This is a genomic window from Nostoc cycadae WK-1 (genome assembly GCF_002897135.1).
In the GTDB taxonomy this organism is placed as follows: domain Bacteria; phylum Cyanobacteriota; class Cyanobacteriia; order Cyanobacteriales; family Nostocaceae; genus Nostoc_B.
Window position 1 is genome coordinate 1 of the sequence record NZ_DF978453.1, and the last position, 25,886, is coordinate 25,886.

24 protein-coding genes are annotated in these 25,886 nt (G+C 40.4%); 14 read left to right on the plus strand and 10 right to left on the minus strand.

Features of this window, described 5'->3' with window-relative positions:
• The 3 genes from NCWK1_RS28085 to gshB all read left to right on the plus strand — a co-directional run.
• Positions 1-255: PEP-CTERM sorting domain-containing protein (locus NCWK1_RS28085; RefSeq protein WP_187308267.1), on the plus strand; the 255-nt coding region annotated here is incomplete at its 5' end.
• Positions 256-462: 207 nt separating this feature from the next.
• On the plus strand, positions 463-735 hold the full coding sequence (grxC, locus tag NCWK1_RS28090; RefSeq protein ID WP_103126959.1) for a glutaredoxin 3: 273 nt from the start codon (positions 463-465) through the stop codon (positions 733-735).
• A gap of 119 nt (positions 736-854) precedes the next feature.
• The gene (gene gshB, locus NCWK1_RS28095) at positions 855-1,829 is read left to right on the plus strand and encodes a glutathione synthase (RefSeq protein WP_103126960.1); all 975 of its coding nucleotides are present in this window, start codon (positions 855-857) and stop codon (positions 1,827-1,829) included.
• A 389-nt stretch (positions 1,830-2,218) separates the two neighbouring features.
• Here gshB and ftsZ read toward each other — a convergent pair whose 3' ends face one another.
• The 3 genes from ftsZ to NCWK1_RS28110 all read right to left on the minus strand — a co-directional run bounded on the left by ftsZ (position 2,219) and on the right by NCWK1_RS28110 (position 5,246).
• Entirely contained in the window at positions 2,219-3,505 is a 1,287-nt protein-coding gene (gene ftsZ, locus NCWK1_RS28100; protein WP_044501075.1) for a cell division protein FtsZ, read from the minus strand.
• A gap of 80 nt (positions 3,506-3,585) precedes the next feature.
• Complete coding sequence (locus NCWK1_RS28105) at positions 3,586-4,131, minus strand: hypothetical protein (protein WP_096578414.1); 546 nt, start codon at positions 4,129-4,131, stop codon at positions 3,586-3,588.
• Positions 4,132-4,400: 269 nt separating this feature from the next.
• Positions 4,401-5,246, minus strand: a complete 846-nt coding sequence (locus NCWK1_RS28110) for a cell division protein FtsQ/DivIB (RefSeq protein WP_103126961.1) — start codon at positions 5,244-5,246, stop codon at positions 4,401-4,403.
• A gap of 938 nt (positions 5,247-6,184) precedes the next feature.
• On the opposite strand from NCWK1_RS28110, the gene NCWK1_RS28115 reads away from it, so the two are divergent.
• Together NCWK1_RS28115 and NCWK1_RS28120 are read left to right on the plus strand one after the other, a co-directional pair.
• A complete protein-coding gene (locus NCWK1_RS28115; protein ID WP_096578410.1) occupies positions 6,185-7,516 on the plus strand; it encodes a P-loop NTPase fold protein in 1,332 nt (443 codons plus the stop codon).
• A gap of 116 nt (positions 7,517-7,632) precedes the next feature.
• Positions 7,633-12,639 carry a WD40 domain-containing protein gene (locus tag NCWK1_RS28120; protein ID WP_103126962.1) on the plus strand — a complete coding sequence of 1,669 codons (5,007 nt, stop codon included), beginning with the start codon at positions 7,633-7,635 and terminating at the stop codon, positions 12,637-12,639.
• Between the two features lie 44 nt (positions 12,640-12,683).
• Here the strand turns inward: NCWK1_RS28120 and NCWK1_RS28125 are convergent, their stop codons facing one another.
• Complete coding sequence (locus NCWK1_RS28125; protein ID WP_103126963.1) at positions 12,684-12,998, minus strand: hypothetical protein; 315 nt, start codon at positions 12,996-12,998, stop codon at positions 12,684-12,686.
• Positions 12,999-13,644: 646 nt separating this feature from the next.
• Between NCWK1_RS28125 and psbO the strand changes: the two genes are divergently transcribed.
• The 6 genes from psbO (at position 13,645) to NCWK1_RS28155 (ending at position 21,268) form a co-directional block, all read left to right on the plus strand.
• Positions 13,645-14,478, plus strand: coding sequence for a photosystem II manganese-stabilizing polypeptide (psbO, locus tag NCWK1_RS28130; RefSeq protein WP_096578404.1), 834 nt, complete (start codon positions 13,645-13,647; stop codon positions 14,476-14,478).
• Positions 14,479-15,124: 646 nt separating this feature from the next.
• Entirely contained in the window at positions 15,125-15,901 is a 777-nt protein-coding gene (locus NCWK1_RS28135; protein WP_096578402.1) for an RNA polymerase sigma factor SigF, read from the plus strand.
• Positions 15,902-16,065: 164 nt separating this feature from the next.
• Positions 16,066-16,932, plus strand: a complete 867-nt coding sequence (locus NCWK1_RS28140) for a hypothetical protein (RefSeq protein ID WP_103126964.1) — start codon at positions 16,066-16,068, stop codon at positions 16,930-16,932.
• A gap of 2 nt (positions 16,933-16,934) precedes the next feature.
• The gene (locus NCWK1_RS28145; RefSeq protein ID WP_096578398.1) at positions 16,935-17,180 is read left to right on the plus strand and encodes a hypothetical protein; all 246 of its coding nucleotides are present in this window, start codon (positions 16,935-16,937) and stop codon (positions 17,178-17,180) included.
• 328 nt (positions 17,181-17,508) lie between these two features.
• Positions 17,509-21,015 carry a hypothetical protein gene (locus NCWK1_RS30655; protein ID WP_422730894.1) on the plus strand — a complete coding sequence of 1,169 codons (3,507 nt, stop codon included), beginning with the start codon at positions 17,509-17,511 and terminating at the stop codon, positions 21,013-21,015.
• A 109-nt stretch (positions 21,016-21,124) separates the two neighbouring features.
• Positions 21,125-21,268: a photosystem I reaction center subunit VIII gene (locus NCWK1_RS28155; protein ID WP_096578396.1), complete on the plus strand. Its 144-nt coding sequence runs from the start codon at positions 21,125-21,127 to the stop codon at positions 21,266-21,268.
• A gap of 198 nt (positions 21,269-21,466) precedes the next feature.
• Here the strand turns inward: NCWK1_RS28155 and NCWK1_RS28160 are convergent, their stop codons facing one another.
• From NCWK1_RS28160 to NCWK1_RS28185, 6 genes are all read right to left on the minus strand, one after another.
• Entirely contained in the window at positions 21,467-21,589 is a 123-nt protein-coding gene (locus tag NCWK1_RS28160) for a photosystem II reaction center protein J (RefSeq protein WP_062295774.1), read from the minus strand.
• A gap of 73 nt (positions 21,590-21,662) precedes the next feature.
• Positions 21,663-21,782, minus strand: coding sequence for a photosystem II reaction center protein PsbL (locus tag NCWK1_RS28165; protein ID WP_096604190.1), 120 nt, complete (start codon positions 21,780-21,782; stop codon positions 21,663-21,665).
• A 9-nt stretch (positions 21,783-21,791) separates the two neighbouring features.
• Entirely contained in the window at positions 21,792-21,929 is a 138-nt protein-coding gene (gene psbF / locus NCWK1_RS28170) for a cytochrome b559 subunit beta (RefSeq protein WP_015115279.1), read from the minus strand.
• Positions 21,930-21,938: 9 nt separating this feature from the next.
• Complete coding sequence (gene psbE / locus NCWK1_RS28175; protein WP_015115280.1) at positions 21,939-22,187, minus strand: cytochrome b559 subunit alpha; 249 nt, start codon at positions 22,185-22,187, stop codon at positions 21,939-21,941.
• Between the two features lie 120 nt (positions 22,188-22,307).
• Complete coding sequence (locus NCWK1_RS28180) at positions 22,308-23,330, minus strand: photosynthesis system II assembly factor Ycf48 (protein WP_096578394.1); 1,023 nt, start codon at positions 23,328-23,330, stop codon at positions 22,308-22,310.
• Positions 23,331-23,420: 90 nt separating this feature from the next.
• A complete protein-coding gene (locus tag NCWK1_RS28185; RefSeq protein WP_096578392.1) occupies positions 23,421-23,756 on the minus strand; it encodes a rubredoxin in 336 nt (111 codons plus the stop codon).
• 196 nt (positions 23,757-23,952) lie between these two features.
• On the opposite strand from NCWK1_RS28185, the gene ndhC reads away from it, so the two are divergent.
• Genes ndhC through NCWK1_RS28200 form a run of 3 tightly spaced genes read left to right on the plus strand, consistent with a single transcriptional unit; the run spans position 23,953 to position 25,560 of the window.
• Complete coding sequence (gene ndhC / locus NCWK1_RS28190) at positions 23,953-24,315, plus strand: photosynthetic/respiratory NAD(P)H-quinone oxidoreductase subunit C (protein WP_015115283.1); 363 nt, start codon at positions 23,953-23,955, stop codon at positions 24,313-24,315.
• Positions 24,306-25,040, plus strand: a complete 735-nt coding sequence (locus tag NCWK1_RS28195; protein ID WP_103126965.1) for an NADH dehydrogenase subunit K — start codon at positions 24,306-24,308, stop codon at positions 25,038-25,040. The genes ndhC and NCWK1_RS28195 overlap by 10 nt, the downstream gene beginning before the upstream one ends.
• Positions 25,033-25,560, plus strand: coding sequence for an NAD(P)H-quinone oxidoreductase subunit J (locus NCWK1_RS28200; RefSeq protein ID WP_103126966.1), 528 nt, complete (start codon positions 25,033-25,035; stop codon positions 25,558-25,560). Before NCWK1_RS28195 ends, NCWK1_RS28200 begins: the two co-directional genes overlap by 8 nt.
• Positions 25,561-25,886 lie beyond the last annotated feature (326 nt).

The window sequence follows — 25,886 nt, forward strand, 5'->3', positions numbered from 1 at the left end:
GCACCCGCACCCGCACCCGCACCCGCACCAGCACCCGCACCCGTACCAGCACCAGCGCCAGCACCAGCGCCCGCACCTTCACCAGCGCCCGCACCCGCACCAGCGCCATCTCCTACAACTTACTATCAACCATCTAGTTCCCTGCCTAAACCGAAGAAAGTCCCTGAACCTAGCACACTTGTAGCTTTAAGCTTATTTGGGCTGAGTACTATAAGACTGAAGAGAAAAAATCAACAAGATAACTTGCCAGCCTAAATAGGACTTTTGAGTTCTCATATTAATTAGATATGGGTTGAGAAGTAGATAAACACTTCTTGCCCAATTTTTTTGAGCAATAATTCCTTGATGTACAAGCCCTAAAATTTATGCAGATTGATTTTTGGGCGACAAACAAGCTTAAAGCAACTAGAACGGATAACGAGGTTTTAGAATTGAGGAGTATAAAACCAAATAGAGGACATTATGGCTGCTAACGTAGAAATTTACACTTGGAGGACTTGCCCATTTTGCATCCGTGCCAAAAGTTTGCTGACCAGTAAGGGCGTTGAATTTACAGAATACAGCATTGATGGTGACGAAGACGCACGGCATAAAATGGCTCAAAGAGCTAATGGCAAACGTTCTGTACCCCAAATTTTTATTAACGATCACCATATTGGTGGTTGTGATGATATTCACGCCTTAGACCGTCAAGGCAAGCTAGATGAGCTACTAGCTGGTGACAGTAATATATAAAATGAGCAAGTATTAGCATTAAGCTGTTTTCTGCTGCCAATGTTTGTGAGTTAGTTAAATCATCAGGAGTTAATCTAAATTGAAGAACTTAGAATTTCCTGGCGATTGAGGCAAACAGCGTGAAACTGGCTTTTATTATTGATCCCATCCATCAGCTTGACCCATGTCATGATACCAGTGTTGCTTTGATGGAAGCAGCACAAACTTTAGGGCATGAAATCTGGATAACTCAGGCAAACTGGCTGAGTGTGGTAGAAGGTAAAGCATGGGCTATTCTGCAACAGGTAGAACTAGTACCAATACAGTTAGTAGAGGGACGTTGGGTAGCAGCGAATCCTTGGTATCAGCTGAATGAGCGCTCCTTGATGAATCTGGAAACAATGGATGCCGTATTTATGCGGACAGATCCACCCGTTAATGATTCTTACCTATTTGCTACCTACATTCTCGATTATGTTGACCAAAACAAAACTTTGGTAATTAACAATCCCAATGGTATCAGGAGGGCAAACGAAAAAATGTATGCCCTCCAATTTAGTAAAGTAATTCCCGAAACTATTGTCAGTGCTGATAAGCAGTTTATCCGACAATTTGTTGAAGCTAAAGGCGCGACGGTTCTCAAACCACTGGGTAACAAAGCTGGGGAAGGGATTTTATTTTTACAAGCAGGCGATCGCAACTTTAACTCTATTGTGGAACTTAGCACCTATCAGGGAAAATTACCTGTGATGGTGCAAACCTATTTACCAGAGGCTAAAGACGGAGATAAGCGCATCATCTTGCTTTATGGCGAGCCAATTGGTGCTTTAAATCGTCTTTCTAGTGGCAGTGATTTCCGCAACAATATGGCCGCTGGTGGTACAGTGGCGGAAACTGAAATTACTCCTAGAGAACATGAAATATGTACTCGCCTAGCTGAGAAATTACGCCAAGATGGCTTAATTTTTGTCGGGATTGATGTGATTGGTGGTTACCTAACAGAAGTCAACGTTACCAGTCCTACAGGAATTCGGGAAATCGATAGACTCAATGGTACTCGTTTAGGTCATCAGGTAATTCAATGGGTGGAACAGAGACTACAAGCTAAAAAATAAAATAATTGCGATTATTTTGAATATTTCACGGTCAGCCTTGGTGATGTACTGTCAAGTAACTCTAGAACCAAGGGCATAATTTGAGCGATCGCACCTGTCAGGTAAGGCTTCTCGCTTTTGAGACAGGTGCTAATACAGAAATCAATCGTGACTCCGCTCAACATTTTTTCTAAATACAAAATTAGGACATAGGAGTCAGCAGACTCTTGCCCAAATAAATTTAGCCTGTAAGTAGTTTGGAGGAGTTTTTCACCAATTAGCAAAATCAAAAATGGCAACAGAATTTTTGCTTCTGTTCCTCGTGAAACTTAGGAATTAGCAAATTTTATACAGCGCTCAGTCTGAACTGAAACTGCAAATTTCATTTAAAATCTCAAATTCACAATTAATCATTTGCCTGGTGGAGTACGCCGTCTTTGGAGAAATTCAGGAATGTCTAAACCTGATTTTTCTTTAGGTTCTGCTACTGGTGTAGATGGATTCGCTGTTGGTGATTGAGATGCTGGTTTTTTTTGTGCAGGTGCTACACGAGGATTGCTGGCATTTTGTGGTGGTGCTGTTGGGCCTTCACCTGTGAAACCAGTTGCAATCACGGTAATTCTGACTTCGCCTTGTAGTCTGTCATCAATTACTGCACCAAAAATAATATTGGCGTTGGGATCAACTACCTCATAAATTGTTTCTGCGGCTGCATTCACTTCATGCAAGGTTAAGTCACTACCGCCAGTAATGTTGAAGACTACTCCTCTAGCTCCTTCAATCGAAGATTCTAGCAAAGGTGAAGAAATGGCTGCGATCGCCGCTTCCCTAGCTCGTGATTTTCCTGAGCTAATCCCAATCCCCATCAGTGCTGATCCCGCATCTGCCATCACGGCTCGCACATCTGCAAAGTCAACGTTGACTAAACCAGGGATGGTGATGATGTCAGAAATACCTTGAACCCCTTGACGCAGCACATCATCTGCATAACGAAAAGCTTCCTGTACAGGTGTCTGTTCGGGAATCACTTCTAATAATTTGTTGTTGGGGATGATAATCAGTGTATCTACCCGACTTTTCAGTCCTTCAATGCCTTGTTCTGCTTGGCTGGTACGGCGACGACCCTCAAATACAAAGGGACGTGTTACCACACCAACTGTCAGAGCGCCCATTTCTTTAGCTACTTCTGCAACTATTGGCGCAGCACCTGTTCCAGTTCCACCCCCCATCCCCGCAGTGATGAATACTAAATCAGCACCCTCTAAAGCTGTGGCAATTTCATCGCGTGATTCTTCAGCGGCCTTCTGCCCAATCGCCGGATTGCCCCCTGCGCCTAAACCACGGGTTAACTTTTGTCCAATTTGCAGCCGACTTGGCGCTCCAGCTAAAGTTAAAGCTTGAGCATCAGTATTAATTGACCAAAACTCCACGCCACTCACATCAGACTCGATCATCCGGTTCACGGCATTACCACCACCACCACCAACACCAATTACTTTGATGTTGGCGACTCTACCTGGAACAATCTCGCCAATGCGGCTATTTTCTACTGATATTTTTTTACTGTCTTGGCCTTGAGCAAAGTTCAGCCCAGAATGATTAAAGGGATTATTTGAGTTCACTGCCAGCGAAAATCCTGATTGTCCCACAGATTGGGAGTTTTTATAGGTAAGCCCTTGGTTATTATCAAGCGTCATTGGATTTGTGAAAGGTAGATAAACGACTTTTCCGGGTGTTATTCACCTCAGAATCAACTATAGTTTGACACTGCCAAAATCTATAGGTACTGCTCTTGATTGTGAACATGACTGACCACTTTAACAAAATTGTCAATCCGAAAGTTTGCTATGGAAGCAGCTGTTAAAGCAGGCGATCGCATAGCTAATTCTAGAGAAGTATACCTACATTTACCTAAAGTTGATCTGTCTAACTTTAATAAGCTATTGATAGCTTTACTACTATGTTGCCGATTTTGCATAGTATAAATTTGGCATACTGAATGCCCTCCTATGATTTTGGTTAATGATTTAAGTTGGTCATTAATTTTACAACTACCTGTGATAGTTTTTTGTGTGCTAACTTTCGCTTTTCTGGAGTTTAATGAGTAAATTTTATTATTTCTTAATATTAAATAATACTCAAAATTAGGGTTACTTTTACTTTTATCATCTGTAGTATTGACTTGTTTTCCTTTGTAAAATCTAAACTCCATGAGCTTACAAAGCACACTAAGCTTATATAATTGAGCAGATAACATAACTGATAAAGATGCAAGGTGTCGCGTCTTATCTGCTTTAATAATATAGTTGATAGATTTAACCATTGGCGATAATTGCAACCTAAAAACTAAAATTTATCTTCTACATACATATCACTAGATTTTAGAGATAAAGAAAAATTTGGGTTGATAGCCACAAAGGAGACTTGGTAATTAAGCCTCCTGTTATCTCTTATTAAAAGTTCACGCTAATTTTTTGAGTGTATTGTCAAAAAAGTGAAAATTATCAATAAACTTATATATTTCTCTATTAGCATCAAATTTCTTAATTTACTGATAATATTTGATACATGTAAATTAATATAGACTGTTTCTTAGGGTATTTGCGAGTCAACCTTTGGGCTTTTTTGGATCATATGTACTATGGGGGAGTCAGGATTTTTGAGATCAATATACTCTATTTGACTAGGATTAATTTTGGCAGGTAAATTTCGTAGTTGTGTCAGTACCTTGATTTGTTCTGCTAATAGTGAACTGGGAGTACCAAAATGTACATTGCCGATTTCGGTTTTCAGGATTAAATTCGTTAAATCTTGAAAATTAACTTCCATAATTTTCACAGAACTTTGACTTAGTGAGGGATACAGTTGACTCCAATATTTCTGATATTGTTCTGGTGTGCCAACAACTTTCAGACTTGGTAATTTCAACTTTGGATTCACTAATGTATATTTTTCTAACGGTATCCAAACACCATTGGCATCTAGCAAACCAGTAGAAGACTGTTTATTTTTAGCTGGAGTATTAGCTTCTGCAAACCTTTGAGCCATTGCTACAGGTACACGTTCTTGGATTTCGATAATTAACCCAGGCGGAAACAAGCGCCGATTAACAATTGCTTGAGCGATTGTCGGTTGTTTTTTCAAAGAGTCAGCGATCGCCGCAGGTTCAACCTTCCATAAAGATTGAGGATAAGATAGCTTCAGCATCGACTTAATTGCTGTTTCTGGCAGGATTTGATTCCCTGACTTGATCACAATTTGTTTGGGATCATTGAGTACCCATACAGGTTGAAGTGCTACCCAAAGCGACCCCCCAGCTAAACCGCTAATGGCCACAGTTCGCCAAATAGCTTGAATAATTTTCATTTGCCTCTGCCGACGTAATTTTTTGCGGCGCTGGGCTAAATCTGTCTGAGAAACGGAGACAATACCTGCCATTCTCACCTCTTGTTAATTACAATCTAAATTTTTAATTTGGCTGATAAATTTGGTTAAGTGCAGAATTCTCTATGGTTTTCAGTATCACCTTACAGCAACAACAGCAAAATTTAGGTATGAGAAACTTTACCTATTTTATTTTGCAGTGTTGAGTTGCCATTAAGTTAATTCTGGTGAACTTCAGTTACCGCGATCGCCTACTAACCTGGCCAACGAATCAATATTGACAAAAATACTATTCTATGCACTTGCAATAGGTAACTTCTTTACAGTAATTATGCCTTTCTGCGACGCATATCGCATTAATTGTCAAAAAATATAGCTAATTTCGAGACACAGATGTTTTGTCGCAAAAGCAATCTTGTGTTCCACATTTAACTCAAATGACAAAACATAATCTTGAGCTTGACATTATAGCAATCCTATTTGATTTGTAAACATCGTGCGGGGAAGAAGAGTATTGGCCATAAATATGCTTCTCGGTTCTTGTGAATGATTGAGAACAGCAAATGCTGATTCTGCCTTAATCTAAGAAGTAAAAATTTTACCAGCATTTATATCTGAGATAAACTCTAAATTAATCTAAGAGTAAATACTTAAATTGCTAATTAAATAAATACATATCAAAATTTTGCTGTCTGCTAATTATCTTGACGACATTAACAACTGCATATAAGTTTGTATTCAGTCAAGTAAAAGCTTAAAGATTGTCAAAAGCTCAACAAAATAAGGCTAAAAGACAGATATACTGGATTTATCAGGGACAATTACATCTCTAGTATTGTCTAATAGTCACTGGTAACAAAAGCTTACCTAGTGAAACTCACCTGAAATTCAAAACACAAAGGTGAGTTCATCTAATAGCTATAACTTAACTAGAGATGCTTCGTATATAAATAGACAAACAACACAGTATCTACAACTGCATCTACATCTCAATGATTAATACAGAGTATTTGTCACGCTTTTATAAAGCATGTAACCCTAGCTACGCGCTCAACATGAGCGATCGGCTTGATCAGCAGTACTATATAGATTTTGCCAATGTACGTGGCTGCAAAATTGTCGAAGAATTGCAACGTACAATCAGCCGTATTTCTCCCGATGAACCTACCTGTCAGTTATTTACAGGTCATATTGGTTGTGGTAAATCTACAGAATTACAACGCCTCAAAGCAGAACTAGAAGCTGTAGGATTTCATGTAGTTTACTTTGAATCTAGTCAAGACTTGGATATGGCGGATATCGATGTCAGCGATATTTTACTGAGTGTAGCTCGTCAAGTCAGCGCTAGTTTAGAAGCAATTAAGATCCAAGTTCAACCACATTACTTTATCAATCTCTTCAAAGAAATTGGAGATTTTTTGCAAAGCCCTATAGAACTTTCTGGACAAGCAGAGTTGTCTTTGGGAATTGCGAAAATTACAGCCAAAACCAAAGATAGCGCCCAGGTACGAAATCAACTCAGGCAATATCTAGAACCACGCACTAATAGTATTTTGCAAGCAATTAACGAAGAGGTTCTAGAAAAAGCTGTTGAACAACTTAAACTCAGAGGTCAAAAAGGTTTAGTTGTTATTGTTGATAATTTAGATCGAGTAGATATGCGTCCCTTAGCATCTGGGCGGACACAACCAGAATATCTATTCATAGACCGAGGTGAACAATTACGCCGCCTCAAATGTCATGTAGTCTACACTATTCCCCTAGCGTTAATTTTTTCTAATGAGTATGAAACACTCAAAAACCGCTTAGGTGGAGGTATTGCACCTAAAGTATTACCAATGGTAAGAGTTAGGCAAAGAGATGGTAGTGACTATGAACCGGGGATGTTACTACTGCGCCAGTTAGTTTTAGCCAGAGCTTTTCCAGAAGTTTCCTACAACGAAAGGCTGTCGTTAATCACAGAATTATTTGAGTATCCTGAAACCCTCGACCGTTTATGTCGTGTGAGTGGCGGCCACATCCGTAACTTATTAGGATTGCTATATAGCTGTCTGCAACGCCAAGATCCTCCTTTTTCTGGGGACTGTTTAGAAGCAGTAATTAAAGACTATCGAGATGACTTGCTATTAGCTATTGATGAATATCAGTGGGAACTACTATTTGAGGTTGTACAACAGCAGAGCGTAAAAGGAGAATCTGAGTATCAAAGCTTGCTGCGAAGTATGTATTTATTTGAATACCGCGATCCTGTTGGTCGTTGGTTTGGGATTAGTCCAGCATTAGCAGAGACAGAAAAAGTTATTGCTTGGCAGCAAAAAATATAATCGTACTGAGTGAGCTAATAATTATTAGCATCAGTCATTAGTCCATCTTCATTTGACTAGTGACTAATTTATAATGAGCAATTTTTCCTGTTGAGGCTGTATTCCGGTTTTGAGATATGACAAAATCCCCGTTCACAGTAGAGAGTGTTAATCATAATAAGAATTCTCTGCAAAGGTTAGTGCGCTCAATCAAGCTTTCTAAAGGCCAATTTGCTCTTATTCTTGTGCGATGTAACTATCAGCAATTAAGAGAGCAAATGCTAGAAAATATTCGCTCTCTGACAAAAGATATAAACTTACAAGAAATCTATCTCCAACCAGCAACTAAAGCCTTACATACAACAATCATTACAAAATTAAGTCTAGATCATCCTGCCGTAATTACAGATTCTCTACCATCAGCAGTCATGGTTTTTGGTTTAGAGTCAATTCTGGCACTGGAAGACTTATTAACGAGTCTTAATCAAGCTAGAGATATCTATACAGCAACTTTTCCTTTTCCTGTGGTGTTGTGGCTACAAGATGAAGTAGCAACAATGCTGACCAAACTAGCACCAGATTTCAAAAGTTGGGCTGCCACTACTATTAAGTTTGAATTGTCAAAAGAAGATTTAATTGCCTTAATACGTCAAGAGACAGAATCACTGTTTGCTAAATTTTTAGAAGCAGGTGCGGAAAAATTTTTATCTAACGCTGCTCTTGATTTAGCACCTAAATCACAACATCGTCACGAAATTGAGTCTGCCAGAAATGATTTACTACGTCTGTATAGTGTTCAACTAGAGCCAGGGTTAGAAGCTAGTTTAGAATTTGTTTTAGGACGAGATAAATACGCTAGTGACCAAATTAATAGTGCATTAGCTCATTATCAAAGAAGCTTAAGTTTATGGCAGAGAGAGGCTAAACGAGAAAATGAAATAGTTCAAAAAATAGAAGTATTAGATGAAAAATTAGAACATAATTATGCTTACAGAATTCGACAGGCAATAGTCTTATTCCATGTGGGTCTATGTTATCGCCGTATGGCTGACTTACATCAAATTACTAATAGTAACTATTGTCAACATGCTCTTTCATGGTTTCAGAGGTGTTTAGATTTATTAGAACAATTACAAAGACAAGATTTAGTAGCAAAATTTATTTTGCCTGCTTGTGAAATGCTGCAACGTTTAAAATATTTGGATGAGCTAGAAGTATTAGCACAAAAGTCTTTACATCTACATGAAAGGTATGGAAATACTGCTAAAGTAGCACAAGATTATGGTTTTTTAGCAGATGTAGCAGCATCACGCAATAATTGGGTATTGGCGCATGAATTAGCTAATACCGCACTTTCTATTGCCGAATTAGCAACAGAAGTTTCTCGACAGCAGGAAAGTTGGTATCTTTTATTGTTGGCTCGGACTCAGAAACATTTAGGGCAATGGGAAGAAGCAATTAGTAATTTAGAATGGGCCAGGGTAGTTTGTGAACTACAGTATGAACCATCGCTATATTTAGAAATTTTAGAAGAATTGCGATCGCTCTACTTCTTTGAGCGCCATGATTATGCAGAAGCATTCAATCTCAAGCAAGAAAAAGTTCAAATAGAACACCAATATGGTTTTCGTGTATTTATTGGAGCCAGTCAATTACAGCCAAAACGCTACAGAATTAACCCTGTTTTAGAAACCCAAAAAATATCATTTATCCCAGAAGATATCGCTCAAGAAATAGCTGCTTCTGGACGGCTGCAAGATGTTAACCGTTTAATTGAAAGAATTACCCGCGCTGATCATAAATTAACTATCATACATGGACAATCAGGAGTTGGTAAAAGTTCAACTATTAAAGCTGGTTTAGTACCTGCTTTAAAGGGAAGAGTTATTGGTGAAAGGATTCCTTTACCGATTGTTTTATCAGGATATACAGATTGGGTAACAGCTTTGGGACGTAGTATCAACCAAACTTTAGCACAGTCAGAATTAGCAATTGCTGTAGAATTTACACCTACTATCCTCATAGAAAAGCTACGTTTAGCAACTGAATGTAATCATATAATAGTTATTATATTTGACCAGTTTGAAGAATTTTTCTTTACCAGTAACTCCAGCCAAAGATTAGAATTTTATAAATTCTTCATTGCCTGTTTGAATATTCCTTATGTAAAAACAATTATTTCTTTAAGAGAAGATTATTTACATTATTTGTTAGAATTTGAACGTTTTAGTAAAGAAAATAATGATTATTTATATGATTTAGGTGTAATTAATAAAAACATTCTCGATAAAGATATTCGTTATTTTTTAGGTAAATTTTCTATAGAGGATACAAGAGGAATTATTTACAGTTTTACAAAACGCTCCCACTATGAAATGAGTGATGAATTAATTCATCAGCTAGTCCAGGATTTAGCTGGAGAATCAGGAGAAGTAAATCCAATCGAATTACAAATAGTTGGAGTGCAGTTACAAGCAGAAAATATCACGACACTCGAACAATATAAAATTTGTGGTAGTTCAGCAAAGCTGGTCGAGCGCTGGCTTGAGGAAGTGATCAAGGATTGTGGCAAAGAAAATGAAGATTTAAGTTGGCAATTATTATTTGAGCTAACTGATGAAAAAGGCTTTCGTCCCCTCAAGACTAAATCTGATTTAGCCATTGCTTTAGGAAAGAATATCCATACAACATCTGGCACAAAATCAGACTGTGAGCTAATTCTCGAAATTTTAGTAGGTTCAGGTTTGATATTGCGGTTACGTGAAGAATTAGGCGATCGCTATCAATTAGTTCATGATTATTTGGTAGAGCCAATTCGTCAGAGAAATAGTTATGGCATAGTTGCTGAACTCGAAAAAGTCAAATCTGAAAAAAAACGCGCTGAAGTCGCACAAAAGCTTTCTCAAGAACATCTCAATTTAATTTTGCAAAGGCGGTTGCGAGAAGCACGCATAGCAGGTGTTGTGTTGGCAATTATGGGTGGAACTATTGCCGCTTTATGGTGGCAAGCCGACTTGCAAAAAAGAGCCGCAATTCGTCAAACAATTCGCGCCGAACGTAGTGAAACTAATTTGAAAATTAGTGCGATCGCCGCAACTAGTGAAGCTTTATTTGCTTCCAACAAAGAGTTTGATGCTCTTTTAGAAGGTTTACGCGCCTGGAGAAAGTTGAAACAAGCAGACGAAGTGTTACCAGAAACTCGAATGCGTGTAGTAACTGCCTTACAACAGGCAGTTTATGGGGTGTCGGAGTTAAATCGTTTGGAAGGACACACTGATATTGTTTGGGGTGTTGCTTTTAGTCCCGATGGCAAGTTATTGGCTTCTGGTAGCCGCGATCAAACAGTAAAACTTTGGCGACCTGATGGAACTTTGCTACAAACCCTGAAAGGTCATACTGAGTCAGTCACCAGCGTGAGTTTTAGCCCCGATGGGCAAAGTCTCGCATCTTCCAGCCTCGACAAAACTGTACAAATCTGGCAGAAAAACCCAATTACGGGCGAATTTGATTTACAACCAGCCAAAACCCTAGTAGACCGAGGCTGGGTTTATTGTGTGAGTTACAGTCCCGATGGAGAGTTGCTGGCGACAGGTAATAAAGATGCCACAGTCAAACTTTGGCGTAAGGACGGTACTTTAGTCAAAGTTCTGAAAGGACATCAAGGGTGGGTAAATTGGGTCAGTTTCAGCCCTGATGGTCAATTAATTGCTTCAGCTAGTGACGATCGCACTGTAAAAATTTGGCGACGCGATGGCACACTAGTCAAAACACTTTCTGGACATCAAAATGGTGTAACTGTTGTGACTTTTAGTCCTGATGGGCAAATGATTGCTTCAGCAGGTAGAGATAAAATTATCAAATTGTGGCAGCGACAGCCAAATAGTGATGATAACTTTGACTTTCAAGCTTATAAAAATTTAGAGCAGCATACTAGTACAATTTGGAGCCTGAATTTCAGCATTGATGGGCAAAGGTTAGCGTCAGGAAGTGATGACAATACTGTTAACCTCTGGAGTAGCACCGGCACATTACTCAAAACCTTTAAAGGCCATAGTGATGCGGTGGCTAGTGTGGCTTTTAGCCCAGATAACAAAATATTGGCATCAGGAAGTTATGACAAAAGTGTCAAAATTTGGAGTTTGGATGCACCAACATTACCAATTTTGCGGGGGCATCAAGATAGAGTTTTGAGTGTTGCATGGAGTCCTGATGGGCAGATGTTGGCTTCTGGTAGCCGCGATCGCACAGTGAAACTCTGGCAAAGAGAAACAATTCGTGGCGAAGCCACAACCCGACTTTACAAAACTTTAGTAGGGCATACAGATAAAGTTCCGAGTGTGAGTTTTGACCCTTTCGGTGAACTGCTGGCATCAGGTAGTTATGACAAAACAGTAAAAATTTGGCGGCGGGATGGCACTTTACTCAAGACCTTGCAAGGACATACTGATAGTGTTATGAGTGTCAGTTTTAGTCCTGATGGCCAGCTATTAGCATCAGCCAGTAAAGACAAAACAATCAAACTGTGGAGCCGTGACGGTCAATTACTCACAACCTTGGTAGGACACCAAGGTTGGGTGAACAGCGTTAATTTTAGTCCTGATAGCCAGCTGCTTGCCTCTGCTAGTGATGATCAAACAGTCAAACTGTGGCGACGGGATGGTACTTTGATCAAAACGTTTTCACCCCATGACAGTTGGGTATTGGGTGTTAGCTTCAGCCCTACTGACCAATTAATCGCTTCTGCTAGTTGGGATAACACTGTGAGATTATGGCGACGCGATGGTACTTTGTTAAAAACATTGTTAAAGGGCTACAGCGATAGTGTTAATTCCGTGACTTTCAGCCCCAATGGTGAATTACTGGCGGCTGCTAGTTGGGATAGCACAGTCAAACTGTGGAGTCGTGATGGCAAGTTAATTAAAACCCTGAATGGACATCGCGCCCCAGTCTTGAGTGTGAGTTTTAGCCCTGATGGTCATACATTAGCATCGGCAAGTGATGATAACACAATCATTTTGTGGAATTTGCATTTGGAAGACTTACTGTTGCGTGGTTGTAACTGGGCAGACAATTACCTTAGTCACAACCATAATGTTGAAGAACGCGATCGCTTTTTGTGTGATGGCATTAGTCCTGGCCAGTAAAGATTTCAGTTGATCAAACCAAGAGCGATCGCTTTGCAAATTTTTTAATCGCTGTTTTCTTTCATCACCTCTGGTAGCAAATTTTCTAGAAAAGCTTTGAGTCTCATCCTCTCAATGTAAGGCCAGCCACCCTCAGACTCAATATCTTTCAGTAGTGAGTAAAGTTGCTGGCGATTATCGGGCAGACTCTCCTGAAAAACACCATCCCGAATTGCTCGATGTAAATACTCCAACTGCCGCAGCAAGTTTAAAAGAGCGAGTGGATCTCCTTGGCAATCCCTCGCTACATCATTCACTGCTGAGGCAATTTTTTCCAATTCCTCAGAAAAATCTGTCGATTCAAAACTTTTGTTGCTCATGCAACTCTCTCTGTCAAAATTAGGTCTACTCAAATTTACCGAAGATTGTCGGTTTTCAGGCGCGATCGCCAGTGGTTAATACATAATCCTTACATTCAAAAATATCAGGCTTCTCTAAGCTTCTAGGAGTTGCTCATGGCTGATTTTGAAGTATTTGCTACTACTATTCGTTTTCACTGTCTCAAAGGAACTTAGTCAGTCTAGTTCAAAATCTCCTCTTTGCCAGATTAGTCTCCCCAATAATTTTTTGAACTCAGTCCAAATCAAAAACAATAGCAATCTCTCGCAAAAGAGAGTGGTGGCTTTGATTACAGCCTCCTAGGAAGCTAGATAGGATCAAAGACTTCCTACTTTAAACTAGAGTGCTTTGATTTTGAGTTAAAAAAAATCGTATGATCTGGCTGATTTCCCTATAAAGCAATGGGCTGTATGTAGTGGCAATACATACATAATACAGAAAGGCTTCTAAAACCCTGCAAATGCCTACGGTAGTTGCACGGTGTGAAGCCCGACGTTAAAAGCATCACCAACAGCAAGCCTACCCTTCGGGAAAAACTGGCTATCGGTGAGGACAGCTTTTCGTCAGAGATCAAAACTTCGTGCAGTTTTACAACTTAGATATTAATTTTTGACATTGAGGTTGACCATGAGGTATCGCGCTTTAATTGTTGCATTCTTGGCTTTATGCTTGGGGCTATTAACTGCTTGTAGTGATGCTCCAGAGTCTAGTGGTAGAGATGTACTAACCTACGAACAAATTCGTGGGACTGGCTTGGCTAACAAATGCCCTCAATTGGCAGAAACAAGCCGTGGCTCCATTCCCATTGATGGTAGCCAGTCATATAGCATCAAAGAACTTTGCTTGGAACCAACTAACTTCTTTGTCAAAGAAGAACCAGCTAATAAACGGCAAACAGCCGAATTTGTACCTGGAAAACTGTTAACTAGATACACTTCCACCATTGACCAAGTACAAGGGCCGCTCAAGTTCAACTCAGATGGTAGCTTGACTTTTGTTGAAGAAGATGGTTTAGACTTCCAAGCTATAACAGTTCAACTTCCTGGTGGTGAGCGAGTACCTTTCCTCTTCACCATTAAAGACTTAGTTGCTCAAACACAATCTGGTTTAACCAGTATCAATACTTCTACTGACTTTGAAGGTCAATTTAAAGTGCCTTCTTATCGTGGCGCAGCCTTCTTAGATCCCAAAGGTCGCGGTATCGTTAGTGGTTATGACAATGCTGTTGCTCTTCCTGCTCAAGCAGATGATGAAGAACTCACCCGTGCTAATGTCAAGCGTGCCGAAATTCTGAAAGGTAAGATTTCTCTGCAAGTAGCCAAAATAGATAGCTCTAGTGGTGAAATTGCTGGCACATTTGAGAGTGAACAACCATCTGATACTGACTTGGGAGCCGGTGAACCCAAGGAAGTGAAGATTCGCGGTTTGTTTTACGCCAGAGTTGAGCCAACTCGTTCTTAAACTCAGCACATTGCTGGCATTTAAGATCACAATTTTGAGCCATTAGGCTTCATCACAAAATTTCATATCAGTCTTTAGGGAATGGATAGGTGAATTTTGAACTAAATTGACCTAAATGGCAACATATTTCACTATAAAAGGGCGACCAGCCCTTTTTTTATTGTCTTAGCAAAAAAGTAAACTTTTCCTCGGTTTCATTAACTACTATAAATTCTTCAATTGTGCATAATCTGTGTTTACGCTTAGTTACTGAACAATTTTAAAAATCATATTAATTATTTGCCATAAATACAGTATGTTCACTGATAATAAAATTTTTATTCATGCAGCCAAATCATAAGAGATTCACTTCATAATCGATTAAATAAATTAAGTACAATTTCGGTTTTAAATCAAGTAAATTATTTCATATTTTGTTTATATGTAGTTTTAATCAGCTACAGCTAATACCAAATCACAATAACTAAAAAACAATTTCGCTTATTTAAATATTGCTCGATTATTCAAATTTTCATAGTGATAGCAATGCTGTATGACAGAGGATATCTCTGGTTAATATAGCAGGCTGTGTGCTGTGAAATTTTGTAATCTTAGCTTGTTTAAAAGTGCCTAATTAACTGTTTATTTGCTAAATAAACGCGGTGCTATGCCTACCACAGCCACCAATGAACTGAAGCATGAAATTTGGCAGTTGTTGCGAGAATATAAAGAATCTCGCTCGGAAAACATCCGCAATCAACTGGTAAAACTCAATTTTGGACTGGTAAGAAAAGAAGCTCACTACTGGATTAACCAATGTCGTGAAAGCTATGATGATTTGCTCCAAGTTGGTTGTTTAGGTCTAATTCGAGCTATTGAAAGATTTGAAATTTCTAAAGGACACGCTTTCAGTTCCTTTGCTATTCCCTATATTCGTGGTGAAATTCAACACTACCTGCGGGATAAAGGTGTAACTGTCAGAATTCCTAGACGCTATTTGGCACTACAACAGCAAGCCATTGGAGTTTCTCGTTCTTTACGAGAAAAATATAACCGCCAACCTACAGACTCTGAATTAGCAGCAGCCTTGGATATTACTCTGAGTGAGTGGCAAGAAATCAAATTAGCATGGATTAATCGCGCTCCTCTGAGCCTAGATGTGCCAATTCAAGACTCGGAAGAAGGAGCTACCAGTTTAGGAGAATTAGTCCCCGATCCTCACTACCGTAGCTTTCAACTAGCTCAAGAAGACCAACTGCGTTTACAACAAGCATTGTTTCAGCTAGAAAAGTGTACTCGTGAAGTTTTAGAATGTGTGTTTTTGCAAGATTTGACACAAAAACAAGTAGCTGAACACTTGGGTATTAGTGTAGTTACGGTTTCTCGCAGAGTCAAGAAAGGGTTGGATTTATTAAAACATCTCATGTGTGCAACAGATGATTAAATTTAAGCAAAATAAAACCGTGTTTGTACTGGTTTAATTATGCTAAAAACAACCCTTAAAATCTAATAATTTAGGTTATAAAAGGAAAATACTTTGTCTGAAATAAAAACAGGCTGTGTAAATTTTCCCAAGCAAATTTTTCCTATAGCTTTTGAGAACGGCTAATGGCCATAAATTCCAAAATTGCAATTGCAACTATTTTAACTTTGGCGATCGCTGGATGCGCCTCAGAAAACACACCACAAGCCAGTACTCCTGCGCCGACTCCTGCGGCTCCAGCAGCACCACCAGCCGCAGCGCCACCCCCAGCAGCGCCAGCGACTCAGGCTCAATCTTTTAATAACCCTGTGGTGTCTACGAAAAAGGCAACTAACGTTGTTTATCTTACTCCTACCTTAATTCAGCCCACTAATGGCAAAACCCGGATAGATTTAGTGTCTAAAGGGCGGCCTGATCCATTTGCACAAATTGTTAGTCCGATTGGTTCTGAAGTGGGGCAAAATCCGAATGCCAAGCAGATTCCTCGATTACCTCCCTTACCAACAGCTATTGCCAAAAATCGCAAAATGCCAATCAGCATTGCTGCGGCTATAGCGAAAAAAACTGCCATTCAATTCGCGCAGGCTCCCAAATCTATTCTGCCTAGGGTTTTGCCACAAGTTGTTCCTAGTAGTCCTTTTGGATCTGTATTACCACCTGCACCCCAACCAGATTTAGCAAAAGCAGTGGTGGTGACTGGCGTAGTTTTGATTGGTAGAGAACCCCAAGCTATTATTCAAATCCCTAATGAGCCTTCAAGTCGCTATGTACAAGCGGGACAGAGATTAGCAAACGGTCTGTTGATTAAACGGATTGAAATGAATCAGGGTTCAAATCCGATCGTGATTCTGGAACAATACGGTATTGAAGTTGCCAGAATGGTAGGTGAAGCTCCTGCTAACTCAACGCCATCAGTGACATCTGCTACTGCTGGTAAATCGATTTCATCAACCATACCAACTCAAAATCTTATTGCTGTCGGAGCATCTTAAGGATGGATACTCAAGAAAAATTTGAATTTGCTGGTTTACCTCTAGCTGTCTATCGAGAGATAGCTGCTCATCTGCGCCAAGTGGAAGGAGTGGAAGCGGGTTTAATTCCTCAGTCATCTCAACAATTTGATTACAATCAAAGCCAAATTAATGGTTTGTGGATATCTTGGTCTCCTAACTCTCGTCTTGCAAGCCGACAACGGGTGCAGCAAATTTTGGCTTACTACCACAGCCTTTATGGAGTTTGACGACTGAAATTTGAGTAAGTGGCTCAATTGCATTAATACTTTTTAGTTTGCTGGGTGAAGTCAATCTATCCAATCGAGTAACTGGTGATTGGGTAATATTTGTCTTGACCCTGTTTAATTTTCTGAAAAAATACCCAGGTTCTGGCTTAACATCAGCGTTGTATCCATTTTGGTAGATGCGGTTGATTATGGATTTTGATAAAAAAATGTCAGTGTTTGACTCAAAACATGATAATAAGTGATGCAATTATAAATTGCTGAGGTAAACTTGCAAGCAAAGTAATGCAAAATATTACTCAGCTGCTCTTCGGTCTGGGCATCACTCAAAATGGAACACTGGCAATTTCTCATCCAGAAACAGGGCGATCGCTCTTGGCACACCTTGGAATCGCCAAATATACAAATTTTAGAAGGTCGGTATAGAGTTTTAGCTCGTTCTGACCTTCCCAATACGGATGTGGAAGTGCGGGTAACTCACTCTTCAACTCAAGAAGTTCCCCCTAAACGGCGAATTCAAAAGCAATCGCGGCGCACTACCTCAGAAGGTTTAATGGCGGTAATTCCCTTTACGCTCCTCAAGCCGGGAATATGGGAATTACGTTGTTCTGGCGATTTGATGTCAGATATTTTTGGTAAATCATGGCAACAGAGTGTCTATCTGCAAGTCTTGTCTACTTTGGCAGATGGCGAAATCGATAAATTAGCGGGTGGTGGCAATTTAGAGTCAAATTCTCAGGAATTTTTCATGGTTCCCTTGCCATACACACAAAATTTTGATGAGCCAGACAGTAGTGTTGGTAAACAGCCGATTTCTCTAGGTTCAGAGTCTCATACACAGAGCAATTTAGTTACTAACGAACTTTCTGCCGAAATTGCATCAATAGCCAGTGATGATACTGTTCTCACAACAGCAGAAGAATTCCCTGCTAGTGACTCGGTTATTAGTGAAGAAACTTTACCTACAAGTGATCGCATTCCCACCACCACAGAAGAATTCCCTGCTAGTGATGCGGTTATTAGTGGAGAAGCTTTACCTACAAGCGATCGCATTCAAACTATCACAGAAGAAATCTCTGTTACTGACTCGGTTATTAGTGGAGAAGCTTTACCTACAAGCGATCGCATTCAAACTATCACAGAAGAAATCTCTGTTACTGACTCGGTTATTAGTGAAGAAACTTTACCTACAAGCGATCGCATTCCCACCACCACAGAAGAATTCCCTGCTACTGACTCGGTTATTAGTGAAGAAGCTTTACCCACAAGCGATCGCATTCAAACCGCCACAGAGGAAATCCCTGCTACTGATGCGGTTGTCAGTGAAGAAACTTTACCTACAAGCGATCACATTCCCACCACCACAGAAGAATTCCCTGCTAGTGACTCGGTTATTAGTGAAGAAGCTTTACCCACAAGCGATCGCATTCAAACCGCCACAGAGGAAATTACTGATAGCGAACTGTCTGTCGAAGAAACTGTAGTAACGGATAAACACACTCTGTCAGTCGTCAGAGAAGAAACTCCTTACAGTAGCTTGGTTATTTCTCAGCTGTCTGCTGAAAAATATGAAGATGGAATGATCGATCAGCCTGTTAATCCGGTATGGCTGAAAGGTGAAACGGCAGAGCAAATATTACAAAGTTTAATAGATCAAGCTTTACCTACCTCATTATTAGAGGATGAACAGCTTGAAGAAGTGGAAACGATACAACCAGTACCACCTCTCAGGCTGACTTTAGAGCAAGAAAACTATGTTGCTCGTTGGGGACAAGGACTGAGTATTAATGCTTATGTAGAGTTACAAACACAGCCAAATCTGGAAGATGAGCCACAGTACTCAACTACTTTTCATGCACTAGAGGTCAAAATTGAGCTACGCTCACCTTTGAGTTCGGGAATTTTAGCTCAGGTACGGCAACCTTTAGCAGATAATTTATTGCCTTTTACGATTAACTCTGCTATTAATATTCCGATTGATTGTGAATCTAAGCTGCTTTTGGGCGAACTAAGTTTATATGGCGCCATTAGTGATTTTGATGATGTCATACTTTTAGCTAGTCGCTCTTTTACAATTACGGCGGATGTAACAGAATTACTGGCGATGGCAGCAGTGACTAAATCTAGTCAGCAAAACTTTTTAGATAACTCTAGCGTTGTAGGGGTTTCTCCACCAAATCAAGAGCCAGAAACATCTGTAAGTTTGGGTTTGGAACTTTTTAACCTTGTGAAAACTTCTTTAACACAACCTCAAACTATTTTGCCATCGCCGAACCAGCCTTTACCAGAACAAATTAATCTGTTTTCTCTCAAGAAATCGGGAGATTTGCGATCGCCACAACTACCACAATTGCCAAAGTTCCCAGAAAATCAAACTAGTGCGATCGCCATTAACGATGATCTCACAGAGGTGACTGCGGAAGGGAAGGAGGAAATTGAGTCGCAAGATAATGCTTTACTATCCCAAACTACAATCCCCTTAGCACCCATTAACTTGGAACAGCTATCAATTAGAACTCGTCCTGGATGGATGCTGGGTAATATCTTCCCTTATCTCAAACGCCTCAAAAGTGTTCCGGTTGAGACAACAGAAGAGACAAATAATTTACTAGATGTGTCTGAACCTCTAATAGCTGAAGATTCTTTAGCAGATGTATCTGAACCTCTAATAGCTGAAGATTCTTTAGCAGATGTGTCTGAACCTCTAATAGCTGAAGATTCTCAGTTAGTTGAGCCAGCGATTACAGCGGATGAGAACCTAGATGTAGATGATTCTGTGCTTGAAACGTCAGTTTCGACCAATTCTGAGTTATTTGCTGTGTCTATGCTACAAATGGCTGTCACACCAAGTTTAGAATTTAGTGATGACTCCATCTCAGAACCTGCTGCTCCTTTAAGTTCGGAATTGATAGCAGAGGTTAATCCTTACTCATCACCGTTAATTAGGAAGTGGATGCAGAGCCAAGGATACGTTGTACCTGAACTTCCACCTGTACCAGAGCAAAATCATCAAATTGAGGTCGTAGAGCCGGAAATTGCTCCGGTGGAGGAGGAAGCAATAGAGTCTGACTTATTCATCCCAAGTGTTGATGTTCAATTGTCATCAAATCTAGATACGGATTTAGAAAATCTCGATGGTGAATCAGAGGAAAATATTGAAGAACAGAGCAGTTTGGGTACCTCTGAACTTCAAGATGACACTGGAACTAGCATAATTACTGAGGAATCTGAGGAGTTAAATATCTCAGCAGAAGTTGAAACAGAAAATATTCCGCAAGAATTGTCTACCTATTCATTGCCATTAACCCAGCTACCGCTGACTCAAAAGATTAAAATACCGAGAGCTTGGTTAGGGCAAGAGATTGTTGTTGATGATACTTATAGTGACCCCGAAGAGGATTTTGCTGGAGAGCAAAAACAGCAGTCAATCTCGGCTGTATCGAACTCATTACCTGTGGATGGGGAAATGCTTGAGGCTTTACCTACTCCTCAACTGTATATACCAGAAGGTGAACTGATTGCAGGCCAGTCTGTACGAGTGCGTGTAGAACTACCAGAAGTCCCTCCACAGGTGGTGGTGAAATTATGGATTGAGGATTGCCAAACTCGTGGGTTATTAGATGGCCCTCATTTATTAAAAGATTTGCTACCTAAAGCCTTGGGTGGTGTAGAGGTGATGACTCAAATCAATATTCCCTTCGGCTGTGTGGAGATTCGCTTAGAGGCGATCGCATTCCATCCCTCTACTCAGCAGGAAAGTCACAAAGCAACAACTGTGCGGACTGTGATTCCCCCAGACTTGCCAAATTATCAGTTAGATGAATTGCTGGGTTTGTGAACACCAATTTCACATAACTGTGTTAAAAATCTTGAGAATTTAAAAAAGTTGGCTGAATTTGCAGTAAGCTCATCTTGAATTGTAGTGTGATTTAACAGGAAACTTTACCATGTCTACTGAATTTTTGCCTCACATTTTGGCTTATTCTGCATCGTACTTGTCTCCTATCTTGGTTCCCATCATTGGTTGGGTTTTACCAATTGCAACATTCTCGTTTCTTTTGGTATACATTGAGCGCGATGACGTTGCTTAATTAGGTATTTAGTAACAAGTAATTGGCTACTGCAATTTTTACCAATTATTTGTTACTAACTGCTAATTCACCAGATTGTAAAGTCAATTAATGATGATAAAACCGTCTGACTCTGGGAGTCAGACGGTTTTTTTGTACTGTTTTCTAAACAAGTGCTAGAAAATTCAGTGAATATATATTATTAAGTTCAAATCGCTTTTATAGCGAAGAACCGATTCCAGCGTAGGCTCCGTAGAAGAAGATACCTACAACAGTAATGACACCTAAACCTGCGATTGTAGCTACAACCCACAGGGGAATTCTTCCAGTTCCAGCAGACACAGATTTTCCTCCTCCCTTAATAAAAAATCAACTCAGATTTTAGATAAACAAAGTTTCACAAACACAGTTCTAGTTAGTTAAAGAAGTAACTAGAAAAGAGAATACCGAGAACAAAAATCAGTAGCAATCCCAGGTATAAAGAAGTACGGTTGAGTTCAACCGGCTGATTATTAGTATTGGGCGTTCTTTCCATGATTTGCTCCTAGCGTTGAATAAATTGCATTGCGGCGATCGCGCCCAAGAAAAACACGGTTGGCACACCTAAAGTATGAACTGCCAGCCATCTAACTGTAAAAATTGGATAGGTAACTGGTTGATTGATGTTATTTCCGCTAGTCATGATCTCAAACTACTTTCCGATAAATTTTTCAACTTGCTGTTTGGCTTCATAACGATTCTTCACAATTGGCACTTCTTGCCGTGTTTGTGTGTAATATTCGTTAGGGCGAGGTGTGCCAAATACATCATAAGCCAGCCCAGTGCTAACAAATAGCCAGCCTGCAATAAATAATGCTGGGATGGTGATGCTGTGAATTACCCAATAACGAATGCTGGTAATAATGTCCGAAAATGGACGTTCTCCAGTGGTACCTGACATTTAGATCCCTACCTTCACAAAGACTGTTATTGAGTTTATTATCCTACAAAGTTTAGAAAGAGTTACAAGTTGCAACGCACTTCTCATAAATCAGCGTGAACACCTAAACTTTCGCTAGGTCTAAGCGGCTTTTTCGGGAGTAGATTTTTCTGCATTGGCGTTATATTTCAGCAAGACACCGCGATCGCCAATAATAAATCCTTGTTCTGGCTTGAGAAACACTATCTTATATAGATTAGCGGCTACCTGTTCCACATCTCGGTCTTTCTCCCAGGTTTTACCACCGTCAGTACTCCGCAATAAATTACCGCTACCGCCGCCTATCCATAGTTCTTCTGGTGTGCGATATGCCAAATCCAGTAAACCCCAACTGGTGGATAACTCTGGATATACAGCTTCTTGCCATTCTTCGACGTTATTGGGTTCGCTAAATTGAATCTGACCACCCCGCGCTAATAACCACAGTTGGCCATGATCATTGAAACCCATGTTTTCTACCCGCCGAGAACTAATGCGGTTATGGGGAACCCAAGCATTTTGTCCTGGTTCCCAAGTTGAGTAAAAGCTCCCCTTGGCGGAAACAGCGACATATTTGCCATCAGCAGAACGTTGCATATTGCGAACTACGCCGACGGCTGCTTCTACCTGGGCTTTCCAATTTTTACCGCCATCGGTGGTTTTGTAAATTGCGCCTACATCAGTGGCCATTTCCGCTGAGTCAGTTCCCAGCGCATGAACAGTAATTGGATTACCTGGTAACTTTTCGCTCAAAGGAATTCGTGACCAAGAACGGCCTTCATCGGTGGTATGTAGCAGTAGCGAGGGTTCGCCGACAATCCAGCCTTCTTCCCCAGAAAAACTTACGGAGTCAAAGCGATACCGAGAATCGTCTAATGCTAAAGACAAGGGTTGCCAATTTTTACCCCCATCTTTGGTTTCTAAAAGCGTGGCGTTGCTTCCTACTAAAAAACCATGCTGAGAATCTTGCGTAAAAGCAATATCCAGCAACTTCTCGTTGGTTGGTACAGTGATGATTTCCCAAGGGTTGAAGCTAGTGGAAGGCACTTTGCTACAACCTATACACAAAACAACTACTATCAAAAAGGCAATTATGCGTTGCCAGCTTCTCACAATGGGCTGCATCAGTATTTCTTAGTGTTTTCTAATTTCGTTTAGGTTTTACCCCAGAGATGCGATCGCTCTCTAGAATTAGGTAAAAAAAGATAGCGGGTCTTATTGTAAGCCGTAAAGACTGATAAAGAACAAGAACGCCAGAGCCAAAGCCCCAAAAATCAAGATATTCTTTTGCCCTGGAGTGAGCTTATTAACACCCAAACCAAAACCGAGATTTTCTTTAAAACCAGATGCTGTACCAGATGGGCCAATGTTGGTAAAAGCAGTTTTCTTGGCACTACAAACTGGACAACGCCAATTTACAGGCAGTTCTGTAAACAGTGTCCCTGAAGGGATATCATGCTTATCATCTCCCTTCTCAGGTTCATAAACATAACCGCAGGCGCGACACTCATAGCGGTCTAACGCTGGAGTCTCAACAGCTTGTTCGCTCATGGCTAAGGTCTCCCAGAGGGGAATTATTAAATATACGTTAAAAATTATGACATAACTGTTAGACTTTTCTATCACTTACACAAACGAATCAAATACCTGAAATCCGTCTGTTTCCCAGATTTCAGAAAACTCGAAAAGATATAATGTAAAAGAAATGTAACAGCGTTATTCACACCATAAGCGGTAGAAATTCATTGTGTTTGTCCTCAGCGGTTACGAGTACTTTCTAGGCTTCTTAATTATCTGTAGCCTAGTGCCTGCCCTAGCGCTTTCTGCTTCCAAGCTTCTCAGACCCAGTGGTAACAGCCTGGAACGCCTCACAACTTATGAATCTGGGATGGAACCAATTGGGGGAGCCTGGATTCAGTTCAACATCCGCTACTACATGTTTGCGCTGGTCTTCGTCGTCTTTGACGTAGAAACCGTGTTCCTATATCCTTGGGCGGTGGCTTTTCACCGTTTAGGGTTATTAGCATTCATTGAAGCGCTAATTTTTATTGCAATTCTTGTAGTTGCCTTAGTTTACGCATGGCGTAAAGGAGCTTTGGAATGGTCTTGAATTCTGATCTAAGCACCCACGACAAAGAGCGAATCATCAACCCTATTGAGCGTCCGACAGTCACTCAAGACCTTTCAGAAAATATTATCTTGACAACGGTTGATGACCTCTACAACTGGGCTAGGCTTTCGAGTCTTTGGCCTTTACTATTTGGTACAGCTTGCTGCTTTATTGAGTTTGCAGCGTTAATTGGTTCTCGGTTTGACTTTGACCGCTTTGGGTTAATTCCCCGTTCTAGCCCCCGTCAAGCTGATTTGATTATTACTGCCGGCACAATCACCATGAAGATGGCACCCCAGTTAGTGCGTCTTTATGAACAAATGCCTGAGCCAAAGTATGTCATCGCTATGGGTGCTTGTACAATTACTGGCGGGATGTTCAGCGTGGATTCTCCGACAGCTGTACGCGGAGTTGATAAATTGATTCCGGTGGATGTGTATTTGCCTGGTTGTCCTCCCCGTCCCGAAGCGATTATTGATGCGATCATTAAGCTGCGGAAGAAAATTGCTAATGATTCCATGCAAGAACGTGATCAATCTAAGCAAACCCACCGCTTTTATAGTACGACTCATAACTTGAAGCCAGTAGCAGAAATTTTAACTGGTAAGTATATGCAGTCAGAAACTCGCTTCACTCCACCAAAAGAATTGACAGAAGCAATTGGTCTACCAGTACCACCTGCGCTGCTAACTTCCAAAACCAAGGAGGAACTGAACCGTGGCTGATGAAGAATCTAAACCAGTACCAGCAGGGGAAGATGCTTTAGTTCCATCTGGGCCGATTTCTCAGTGGTTGGCAGAAAATGGCTTTGATCATGAATCTTTAGCGCCTGATAAAAATGGCGTAGAGATTATTAAAGTCGGGCCAGAATTTTTGCTACCCATCGCTACAGCTTTGTATGCTTATGGGTTTAATTATCTCCAGTTTCAATCTGGTATTGACCTTGGCCCAGGACAGGATTTGGTCAGTGTGTATCACTTAGTCAAAGTTGGTGATAATGCTGATAGACCTGAAGAAGTGCGAGTGAAGGTATTTCTCCCACGGGAAAATCCTACGGTGCCTTCTGTATATTGGATTTGGAAAACTGCCGACTGGCAAGAACGTGAAAGCTACGATATGTTCGGCATTATCTACGAAGGACACCCAAATCTGAAGCGGATTTTAATGCCGGAAGATTGGGTGGGTTGGCCTTTGCGGAAGGATTACGTCTCGCCTGATTTTTACGAGTTACAAGACGCTTATTAGCAAGTGCTGAGTCTCAGTTGGTGAGAATTTTGATGTCTCATTCCTAACCCTTCTCCGGTGACGGAGGAGGGTAATGTTTTTTTAACGCAGAGTTTCGCGGAGGTTTAATTTATAGTTTTGGGTGGATGGGTGATGATATGAATAGTGAAGTTATACAGTGATAGCTTATGTCTAATGAATTATTAAAGTCCTTTCAGCAAGCTTATAGCAATCTCGAATTGTTTCCTCTGATGCAAGAGAAGGAAATGGAGCAGTTTCGAGTGGATTATGGTGGTGATTTAATAGCAGATTTAATCCAGTTATACCATTTCACTAAAAAAATGATA